The sequence below is a fragment of the Pseudomonas sp. MWU13-3659 genome (assembly GCF_023757525.1).
GTDB lineage: Bacteria > Pseudomonadota > Gammaproteobacteria > Pseudomonadales > Pseudomonadaceae > Aquipseudomonas > Aquipseudomonas entomophila_E.
Genome location: NZ_JAMSHW010000001.1, coordinates 159,500 through 169,601 on the forward strand (window position 1 = coordinate 159,500; position 10,102 = coordinate 169,601).

Here is a 10,102-nt window from a genome sequence, read left to right on the forward strand (position 1 = left end):
GAATGGAGCCACCTCATGCCAGATACGCCCAAACGTCCCCAAAATACAGCTTATGAAGATGCGCCCCCTGTCTTCAAAAGCGATTGGGACACCTGGTTTGCAAATGACGGTGTAACCAGCGACTTCGTGATTCAGCGCGAACAGCCGGTCGATAAGCATCGCGACACTCTCATAAGCGGAGTTCAACAGGGCAGGTAAATGGCCCTGGGCCTTGATCCTGCCGTACAATCACCTTCCCTCTTCTGGAAGGCTCCACCCATATGGAAATGCAATGGTGGATCTGGCTCGTCTTCGGCGTGGCCCTGATCCTGCTGGAACTGGTGCTCCCCACCTTCTTCATCCTCTGGTTCGGCATCGGTGCCGTGCTGGTGTCGCTCGTCTCGCTGCTCGCCCCCAGCCTGCAACTCGATATGCAGGGCCTGCTGTGGGTGGTGTTCTCATCGATCACCACCGTGCTCTGGTTCAAGGTGTTCCGCCGCAAGAAGCCGGACGTGCGCTGGACCGCCGACAGCGTCATCGGCGAGGTCGGCCTGCTGACCGCCAACGTGTCGCAGTTCCAGAAAGGCCGGGTGCGCTTCCAGAAACCCATCCTCGGCAACGAGGAGTGGACCTGCGTCTCGGACAACGACATCCCCGCCGGCGAGCGCGTGCGCCTGGCCGCCATCGAAGGCAACACCGCCCGGGTCACCCGGGCCTGAATCCGCACTAAAAGGAAGTTCGCACCATGACCAGCCTCATCGTCGTCGCCACCCTCGCCGCATTCGTCCTGATCACCGTGTTCAAGGGCGTGCGCATCGTGCCCCAGGGCGAGGAATGGATCGTCGAGCGCCTGGGCCGCTACCACAGCACCCTCAAGCCGGGCCTGAACATCGTCATCCCGTACATGGACGTGGTCGCCTACCGCCTGCCCACCAAGGACATCATCCTCGACGTGCAGCAGCAGGAGATCATCACCAAAGACAACGCGGTGATCGTCGCCAACGCCCTGTGCTTCGCCAAGGTGGTCGACCCGCAGAAGGCTTCGTACGGCGTGCAGAACTTCTCGTTTGCCGTGACCAGCCTGACCATGACCTCGCTGCGCGCCATCGTCGGCGCCATGGACCTGGACGAGGCGCTGTCCAGCCGCGAGCAGATCAAGGCGCGCCTGCGCGAGGCGATGTCCGAGCAGACCGAAGACTGGGGCGTGACCGTGCGCTCGGTGGAGATCCAGGACATCAAGCCCTCGCCGAGCATGCAGACGGCCATGGAGCGCCAGGCTGCCGCAGAACGTGAGCGTAAAGCCGACGTGACCCGCGCCGAAGGCAACAAACAGGCAGCCATCCTCGAAGCGGAAGCGCGCCTGCAGGCGGCCAAGCTGGATGCCGAAGCCCAGGTCAACCTGGCCGAGGCGTCGGCGCGGGCGATCACCCTGGTCAAGGACGCGGTGGGCAGCGAGACCGTGCCGGCCATGTACCTGCTGGGTGAGCGGTATATCGGGGCAATGGAGAACCTGGCGGGTAGCGACAACGCCAAGGTGGTGGTGCTGCCGGCCGACCTGCAAGAGACCGTGCGCGGGCTGCTGGGCCGCGGCAAGGCCTGATAGCGCGGGTTCGCCGGCAAGCCGGCTCCTACGGGGTTCTCTGTAGGAGCCGGCTTGCCGGCGAACCGCTCACCCCCCCAGGTGCGGCACTTCACCGCACCCCGGCATTTTTTCCTATACTCCGCCGTACAATAGCCATCACGATTCCTGACCGGATCTCTCCATGCCCCCACGTCGGCACATCGCCTGGATAGCCTGCCTTGCAGTGCTGTTCAACCTGCTGGCCATGCCGCTGTCTTCTGCCGCGCCGAAAGGCCCTGCAGAACAGCTGCTGTGGGGGGCGTTCTGTTCCAGCATGGCCAACAAGGCCAAGGTCGATGTCCAGGCCCTGGCCAAGATCGACCTCGGTACGCAAAGCGACGACAGCGCCAGCATGATGAACTGCTGGTGCTGCCTGGGTGCCGCGCCCTTGCTGGCCCTGCCCGGCTACCCGCCGCAGTTGCACAACCCTCCCGTGCTGCCTGCGGGGCACTCGCCGCAACTCACCGACTACCAGCCCACGCCGCGCCAGTTATGGCCCGCGCTCAATCCCCGTGCCTCTCCCCTGGCCTGAGTTCACTACGCTGCCTGCCTGAACCTCAACAGATCGGAGACTCATCCATGCTCAAGCAAGCCCTCGTCCTGGCCGCCCTGCTGCTGCCCGGCGCCTATGCCAACGCCCACGAATACACCAAGGGCGACCTGCATATCGCCCACCCCTGGTCGCTGGAACTGCCGCCGAACGCACCCAACGTCGCGGCCTATTTCGTCGTGCACAACAACGGCAAGGCCGATGACCGCCTGCTCTCGGCAGACACGCCAATCAGCACCGACGCCCAACTGCACGAACATACGATGAGCGCCGCCGGCGCCATGAAGATGCAGCAGGTGCAAAGCGTGGTGGTGCCTGCCGGCAAGGACCTGACCTTCGCCCCCAGCGCCTACCACGTGATGATCATGCAGCCCAAGGACCGCAGCCTGCTGACCGACGGCAAGCGCTTCCCGCTGACCCTGCACTTCGAGAAGGCCGGTGACATCACCGTCGAGGTCGCCGTGCAGAAGCAGCCACCGGCCGAGCAGGCCGCACACGAGCACGCGCACTGATCTGATCGACTGACTGGCGCTCGCCATGAGCCTGCCGCGCTACAGCTGCGCCCATACCACCCGCCCTGATCGCAGGCGCGTCGGTGGCGGCTGGCTGAGCCTGTTCGCCATGTGGATGATCTTCATCGGCCCGCTGGTTTCCCAGTCGATGCCGATGGAGCACCACGCCGGCATGTCCATGCCCATGGACATGTCGATGAGCATGCCCATGGCGCACGGTCACGACGAGCACCACGGCCACGGCAACGATGGCCAGCTGCATGTGATGTGGGAGAAGTGCGGCTACTGCAGCCTGCTGTTCAACTGCCCCGCCCTGCCCCAGACCCTCAGCCCGCTCAGCGCGGGCAGCGTCACCCCACCCACCCACCTCACCGTCGCCACGCGCCAGGGCCATGCCCGGCAGGCTGTATTCCCCGGCGCCCGCAGCCGCGCGCCGCCCCGTTCGATCGTCGTCTGAACACAACACGCTAAATGCCCGAAGCCAGGAGGCTTCGCGCTGACTCACGACTGATCGACTGGAATCATTATGTCCGGCTGCACCCCTGTTTTTGCCCTTTCCCTGCGTGGCACCGTCGCCGTGCTCTGCGGCTCGCTGCTCGCACCACTGGCCTTTGCCGCCGAAACCGGCCATGAAGGCCATGCTCTTGACCCGGCCGAACTAAGCCCGACGGTGATCACCGCCATCGCGCCAAGCTCGCCGCTGACCGTGGTCACCAATCCCAAGGACCCGCGCCAACCCGTGCCGGCCAGCGACGGCGGCGACTACCTCAAGACCATCCCCGGCTTCTCGGTGATCCGTGCCGGTGGCACCAACGGCGACCCGGTGCTGCGCGGCATGTTCGGCTCGCGCCTGAACATCCTCACCAACGGCGGCATGATGCTCGGCGCCTGCCCTGGCCGCATGGACGCCCCGACCTCGTACATCTCGCCGGAAACCTACGACCGCCTCACTGTGATCAAGGGCCCGCAAAGCGTGATCTGGGGCCCAGGCGGCTCGGCCGGGACCATCCTGTTCGAGCGAGAGCCGGAGAAGTTCGGCGAGCTGGGCAGCCGGGTCAACGGCAGCGTGCTGGCCGGCTCCAACGGCCGCTTCGACAAGGTGCTCGACGCTGCGGCCGGCAATCAGCTCGGCTACGTGCGCTTCATCGGCAACCAGTCGCACTCGGACGACTTCGAGGACGGCAACGGCAACACCGTGCCTTCGCGCTGGGACAAGTGGAACGGCGACGTCAGCCTCGGCTGGACTCCGGACGCCGACACCCTGCTCGAACTGACCGCAGGCAAGGGCGACGGCGAGGCCCGCTCCGCCGGGCGCGGCATGGACGGCTCGCAGTTCAAGCGCGAAAGCCTGGGGCTGCGTTTCGAGAAGTCCAATATCGGTGACGTGCTCGACAAGGTCGAGGCGCAGGTCTACTACAACTACGCCGACCACGTGATGGACAACTACACCCTGCGCACTCCATCAGGCACCGGCATGATGGGCATGCCCATGGTCAGCAACGTCGACCGCCGCACAATGGGGGCGCGGATCAAGGCCACCTGGCGCTGGGCCGACGTGCAGTTGATCAGCGGCATCGACGCGCAGACCAACGAGCACCGCCAACGTGGCGGCATGGGCGTCAACGCGCACAAGGGCCAGCCCTGGACCAAGGATGCCGATTTCCACAACTACGGCGCCTTCGGCGAACTCACCTGGTATGCAACCGGCGAAGACCGCCTGGTCACCGGCGCCCGCCTGGACCGCGCTTCGGCCCGCGACTTCCGCAAGGGCAGCGCCACCGAAGGCGATACCCGCGCCGACACCCTGCCCAGCGGCTTCGTGCGCTACGAGCACGACCTGGCGGCAATCCCGGCCACCACCTACATCGGCCTGGGCCACACCCAGCGCTTCCCCGACTACTGGGAGCTGTTCTCGCCCAAGCGCGCCCCGGCCGGCTCGGTCAACGCCTTCGACGGCCTCAAGCCGGAGAAGACCACCCAGCTCGACTTTGGCATCCAGTACCGCGACGAGCGCCTGGAAGCCTGGGCCTCGGGTTATGTCGGGCAGGTCCGCGACTACATCCTGTTCGACTACCAGCGCAACATGATGGGCTCGCTCACTTCCCAGGCGCAGAACATCGATGCCCGAATCATGGGCGGCGAGCTGGGCGCGGCCTACAAGCTGACCGAAAACTGGAAGGCCGACGCCACCCTGGCCTACGCCTGGGGCAAGAACAGCAGCGACGGCAAGGCCCTGCCACAGATGCCACCGCTGGAAAGCCGCCTGGGCCTGACCTACAGCCGCGACACCTGGAGCGTCGGTGCCTTGTGGCGCCTGGTCGCCGAGCAGAACCGCATTGCCCAGAACCAGGGCAACGTGGTCGGCAAGGACTACGACACAAGTTCAGGCTTCGGCGTGTTCTCGCTCAACGGCGCCTACAAGATCAACAACAACCTCAAGCTCAGCGCGGGCGTCGACAACCTGTTCGACAAGGCCTACGCCGAGCACCTGAACCTGGCCGGGAACGCCGGGTTCGGCTACCCGGCCAGCGCCACGGACCCGGTGAACGAGCCAGGCAGGACCTTCTGGACCAAGGTCGACTTCAGCTTCTGACAACAACAAACGGGCGCGGGACCTGACCGCGCCCACTTAAGGTCTAGGGGAGGCTCTCATGAGCAAACCAAACGTTTCCTTCTACAACCTTGCGTGGCGCTGGCATTTCTATGCCGGGCTGTTCGTGGCGCCGTTCATGATCCTGCTGGCGATCACCGGGATCATCTACTTGTTCAAGCCACAGCTCGACCCGCTGATGTACCGCGAGCTGATGGTGGTCGAGGCCGGCCATCACCGGCAAAGCGCCGATACCCTGCTGGCCAACGTGCGCGAGGCTTATCCACAGGGCCATGTCGGCCAGTACCTGCCGCCGCTGAATGCCGAACGTAGCGCGCAATTCGTCGTGCATGACGGCGGGCGCGAGCTGAACGTGTTCATCGACCCGTACAGCGGCAAGGTGCTGGGCGCGCAGGACGGCAAGCAGAACCTGCAAGCCATCGCCCGCGCCCTGCATGGCGAACTGATGGTCGGCACGGTCGGTGACCGGCTGGTGGAACTGGCGGCCGGCTGGGGCATCGTCCTGGTCGTGTCCGGCCTCTATTTGTGGTGGCCACGCGGGCGCAACAGCGCTGGTGTGTTGTGGCCACGTTTAAGCGCTCGCGGCCGGGTGCTGTGGCGCGACCTGCATGCCGTCACCGGCTTCTGGGGCTCGGCCTTGCTGCTGTTGATGCTGATCAGCGGCATGACCTGGACCGGGCTGTGGGGCAAGCAGTACGCCGACCTGTGGAACCGCTTCCCGGCGGCCATGTGGAATGACGTGCCGAAGTCCGATAAAGAAGCGCGCGACCTCAACAGCGCCCATCGCCAGACCGTGCCGTGGGCGATGGAGAACACCCCGATGCCGGTGTCCGGTGCTCACGCCGAGCATGCCGGGCATCACAGGATGGATCACGCACCTGCGGCGCCGCAGGTCAGCCTGCAGCAGGTCGAGGATGTCGCCACCCTGCGCAAGGTCGAGCCGGGCTACAGCACCACTCTGCCAACCACTGCTGACGGCGTGTTCACCATTGCGGTGTTCGCCGACGACCCGCGCAACGACGCCACCCTGCATGTGGACCAGTACACCGGGCAGGTGCTGGCCGATGTGCGCTGGCAGGACTACAGCCCGGTAGCCCGTGCCACGGAGCTGGGGGTGATGCTGCATGAGGGCAAGATGTTCGGGCCGCTGAACCAGATCGTCATCCTGCTGGTGTGCCTGATGATCCTGCTGGGGTCGGTGAGCGGGGTGGTGATGTGGTGGAAGCGCAAGCCAGATGGTGGACTGGGGGTGCCGCCGCTGCGCCATGACCTGCCGCGCTGGAAGACAGCAGTGGGGGTGATGCTGGTGCTGGGCGTCGCCTTCCCGCTGGTAGGGTTGTCCATGGTGGTGATGTGGGGGGTGGATAGCCTGGTGGTGAGACGCCGGGCCATGGTTCGGGCTTGAGATCTGTTCGCCGGCAAGCCGGCTCCTACAGGATCGTCGTAGGAGCCGGCTTGCCGGCGAAAGGGCCGGCGAAATCAACCATTGATTCCCGTCATGTCGAGCACCGCGCTGCACCGCCAAGATCGTGTCGATCTGCCACGCCCGTGATCGGAACACGACGTGATAGCCTACACGGCTTTCGCTCACAAAAAGACTGACCCTCAATGGAATGCAGCCTATGACCCGGACCTCCCAGACACCCTCCGAAGAGCAACACCTGCAACGCAACCTGACCAACCGCCACATCCAGCTCATCGCCATCGGCGGCGCCATCGGCACCGGCCTGTTCATGGGCTCGGGCAAGACCATCAGCCTGGCCGGCCCGTCGATCATCTTCGTCTACATGATCATCGGCTTCATGCTGTTCTTCGTCATGCGCGCCATGGGCGAGCTGCTGCTGTCGAACCTCAACTACAAGTCGTTCATCGATTTCTCCGCCGACCTGCTCGGCCCCTGGGCCGGTTATTTCACCGGCTGGACCTACTGGTTCTGCTGGGTGGTCACCGGCATCGCCGACGTGGTGGCGATCGCCGCCTATACACAGTTCTGGTTCCCCGATCTGCCACAGTGGATACCGGCGCTGAGCTGCGTGGCCCTGCTGCTGTCGCTGAACCTGGTGACCGTGAAGATGTTCGGCGAGATGGAATTCTGGTTCGCCCTGATCAAGATCATCGCCATCATGGGCCTGGTCGCCACCGGCCTGTACATGGTCATCACCGGCTTCCAGTCACCGAGCGGCCACACCGCCACCCTGGCCAACCTGTGGAATGACGGCGGCATGTTCCCCAACGGCCTGCTCGGCTTCTTCGCCGGCTTCCAGATCGCCGTGTTCGCCTTCGTCGGCATCGAGCTGGTGGGCACCACCGCCGCCGAGGCGAAGAACCCCGAGCGCACCCTGCCGCGGGCGATCAACTCGATCCCGGTCCGCATCATCGTGTTCTACGTGCTGGCGCTGATCGCCATCATGGCCGTGACCCCCTGGCGTGACGTGGTGCCGGGCAAGAGCCCGTTCGTCGAGCTGTTCGTGCTGGCCGGCCTGCCGGCGGCGGCGAGCATCATCAACTTCGTGGTGCTCACCTCGGCGGCCTCGTCGGCCAACAGCGGCGTGTTCTCCACCAGCCGCATGCTGTTCGGCCTGGCCCAGGAGGGCGATGCGCCCAAGGCGTTCGAGAAACTCTCGCGCCGCGCGGTGCCGGCCAACGGCCTGTACTTCTCCTGCACCTGCCTGCTGCTGGGCGCGGTGCTGATCTACCTGGTACCCAATGTGATCGAAGCCTTCACCCTGGTGACGACGGTGTCGGCGGTGCTGTTCATGTTTGTGTGGACGCTGATCCTGCTGTCGTACCTGAGCTACCGCAAACAGCGCGCGGCGCTGCATGAGCAGTCCACCTACAAGATGCCCGGAGGGCGCTTCATGTGCTACGTGTGCCTGGTGTTCTTTGCCGGCATTCTGGTGCTGTTGAGCCTGGAGGCCGACACCCGCTCGGCGCTGGTGGTGACGCCGATCTGGTTTGTGATCCTGGCGGTGACCTATCAGTTTGTGCGCAGCAGGCGTCAGCCGCGTGCGGCGGTGCATGAAGCGTCCAACAACTGATCCGGCCAGTGGGGCCGCTGCGCGGCCCTTTCGCGGCACAAGGCCGCTCCTACAGATGATCGCGCTCCCCCTGTAGGAGCGGCCTTGTGCCGCGAAAGGGCTGCAAAGCAGCCCCGGCGATTGTCAGCCTTGCTCCAACCCCTCAAGCACCGCCTCGGCCAACGCCAACCCTTTCTCCAACGAGTTCTCCGTAGCCGTCAGCAAACTGCGCAACGGCTCCCCCGCCTTCTCCAACGCGGCAGCATTGGTCTCATACGCCGCCTTCAACGCCGCCACGGCGCACACCAGCGCATCCTCGCTATCAACGCCAGCACGTACCGAGAGAATCGGATCATGGGCGTGATTGCAGGTGCCAAAGTGGGAACAAGCGGTGACGGGACGTGATTGGCGGGGACTGTGGTTGACCAGCGATTCCTGGTTCATGGCTGCACCTCTCGATGAAAGGTGGCGATCTCGACAAATGCGAACGGTGGATCTGGAACGATCTTCTTGAGCATGGTGCTACTCCTTGCAGCCTTCTGAAGTGTCTCTCCGTGCCCATACGCCAATATGGGTGGACGGAGCCGTGCGGGTTGGCGTTGCCGGTCAGAAGGTCCGGTGAGCCCGAAGGCTCCCACACACGGCTCCGCCCATAACGGGTGCAACCATGCAGGACACGCTATCGCAGGTGCGATGTGTCCGGTTCTGACAGCGGGACGCCAATCCCGAACCGCAGAAACTACTGCGGTGCGGCACGGTACTCAAGTACTGCTTGTGTGTCAAAATGTTGGGCTGCAAATGCCCTCAACAGGTCCCGACGCAATGTCACGACCTAGCATTTCTGCCAGTTGCCCCCCTCTGCCGTATGCCTTCCAATCCGTTCAGAGCACCTCGTGTTCGGCAGCGGCCGTTAACACCTCTCACGTGTATAACAAGGAAGCGAATTGACATGCCCAACAAAATGATCGACGGTAATTCAAACACCTACGCCAAACTGTTCATTGAACAGCTAGTCAATACCTGCGCCCCCAACGCCCCGGAATCGAAAAACGGGCCAAACTTTTATCTTTATGAACTCTACAAAGCGACACCAAACAAATACAGACAAAACTTAGCCGAGAGAAGAGAATTTGACAAAATCATAGAAGAAGCGCTACAAGACACAACAGAAAAAATAAAAAAACTTGAGACGACCACAAAAAACCTTTTGAATCTAGACATAGAATCCCACAAAAAATCGAATGCATGTCCACCAACAATACAACAGTAGAAGTCTATGAATCCAAAGATACAATAATCGTAATCATCAAGCAAACAAAAGAAACCCAACAAGAAAACACAACATCTAATAACGATAAAAAACGACAAATAAATCAGAAACCAAAACATACAAAATTCACATAGACATCAAAACAAACACATTAATAGACACAGCCAACAAGCTCATACTAAAGTCGGATTTATTTCCACTGATTGGGCACCGCCAGCCACACGAAGAGGAAAAGTATTACCTGCAACCTGAAAACCATAGTGCCACCCAACCCAGCCACACCCCAAAAATTTATCAGGAGTATATAAATAATCTTAACCCTGACAAATATACATTTTATCAAGGCGGAAAAACCTCAAGCGCGGCAAAAAAAGAATTCACCGACAATCTTGATAAATACAAAAGCTCCCAGCTACACATATATAAATCCCTCATCCTCCTCTCCATACCAGAAAGCTATATACCAATCACCTCCAGCATTCTAACTTGTGTAATCCGATCTATAGACCGTTTCCACCTTGACGACAACTACAACTACACAG

General features: G+C 62.4%; 11 protein-coding genes. 10 read left to right on the forward strand and 1 reads right to left on the reverse strand.

Translation table 11 applies throughout. From position 1 onward, the window contains the following. The first annotated feature begins 15 nt into the window (after positions 1-15). The 9 genes from NGM28_RS00725 (at position 16) to cycA (ending at position 8,311) form a co-directional block, all read left to right on the forward strand. A complete protein-coding gene (locus NGM28_RS00725) occupies positions 16-198 on the forward strand; it encodes an AbrB/MazE/SpoVT family DNA-binding domain-containing protein (protein WP_240066333.1) in 183 nt (60 codons plus the stop codon). A gap of 62 nt (positions 199-260) precedes the next feature. Further along, positions 261-698 (forward strand): NfeD family protein, encoded by a 438-nt coding sequence (locus tag NGM28_RS00730; RefSeq protein WP_240066334.1) that lies wholly within the window; start codon positions 261-263, stop codon positions 696-698. A gap of 26 nt (positions 699-724) precedes the next feature. Beyond that, entirely contained in the window at positions 725-1,579 is an 855-nt protein-coding gene (locus NGM28_RS00735) for an SPFH domain-containing protein (protein ID WP_240066335.1), read from the forward strand. Positions 1,580-1,742: 163 nt separating this feature from the next. Beyond that, a complete protein-coding gene (locus NGM28_RS00740) occupies positions 1,743-2,132 on the forward strand; it encodes a DUF2946 domain-containing protein (RefSeq protein ID WP_240066336.1) in 390 nt (129 codons plus the stop codon). Positions 2,133-2,179: 47 nt separating this feature from the next. Beyond that, entirely contained in the window at positions 2,180-2,662 is a 483-nt protein-coding gene (locus NGM28_RS00745; RefSeq protein WP_252088406.1) for a copper chaperone PCu(A)C, read from the forward strand. A 25-nt stretch (positions 2,663-2,687) separates the two neighbouring features. Then, positions 2,688-3,119 (forward strand): DUF2946 domain-containing protein, encoded by a 432-nt coding sequence (locus tag NGM28_RS00750; RefSeq protein ID WP_252088407.1) that lies wholly within the window; start codon positions 2,688-2,690, stop codon positions 3,117-3,119. A 69-nt stretch (positions 3,120-3,188) separates the two neighbouring features. Beyond that, positions 3,189-5,255, forward strand: a complete 2,067-nt coding sequence (locus tag NGM28_RS00755; RefSeq protein ID WP_252088408.1) for a TonB-dependent copper receptor — start codon at positions 3,189-3,191, stop codon at positions 5,253-5,255. 58 nt (positions 5,256-5,313) lie between these two features. Next, complete coding sequence (locus NGM28_RS00760; protein ID WP_252088409.1) at positions 5,314-6,678, forward strand: PepSY-associated TM helix domain-containing protein; 1,365 nt, start codon at positions 5,314-5,316, stop codon at positions 6,676-6,678. A gap of 217 nt (positions 6,679-6,895) precedes the next feature. After that, entirely contained in the window at positions 6,896-8,311 is a 1,416-nt protein-coding gene (gene cycA, locus NGM28_RS00765; RefSeq protein WP_252088410.1) for a D-serine/D-alanine/glycine transporter, read from the forward strand. Between the two features lie 123 nt (positions 8,312-8,434). On the opposite strand, the gene NGM28_RS00770 is transcribed toward cycA, so the two are convergent. Then, positions 8,435-8,734 (reverse strand): hypothetical protein, encoded by a 300-nt coding sequence (locus NGM28_RS00770; protein WP_252088411.1) that lies wholly within the window; start codon positions 8,732-8,734, stop codon positions 8,435-8,437. Positions 8,735-9,239: 505 nt separating this feature from the next. On the opposite strand from NGM28_RS00770, the gene NGM28_RS00775 reads away from it, so the two are divergent. Further along, positions 9,240-9,560, forward strand: a complete 321-nt coding sequence (locus tag NGM28_RS00775; protein ID WP_252088412.1) for a Tc toxin subunit A — start codon at positions 9,240-9,242, stop codon at positions 9,558-9,560. The last annotated feature ends 542 nt before the right edge of the window (positions 9,561-10,102 follow it).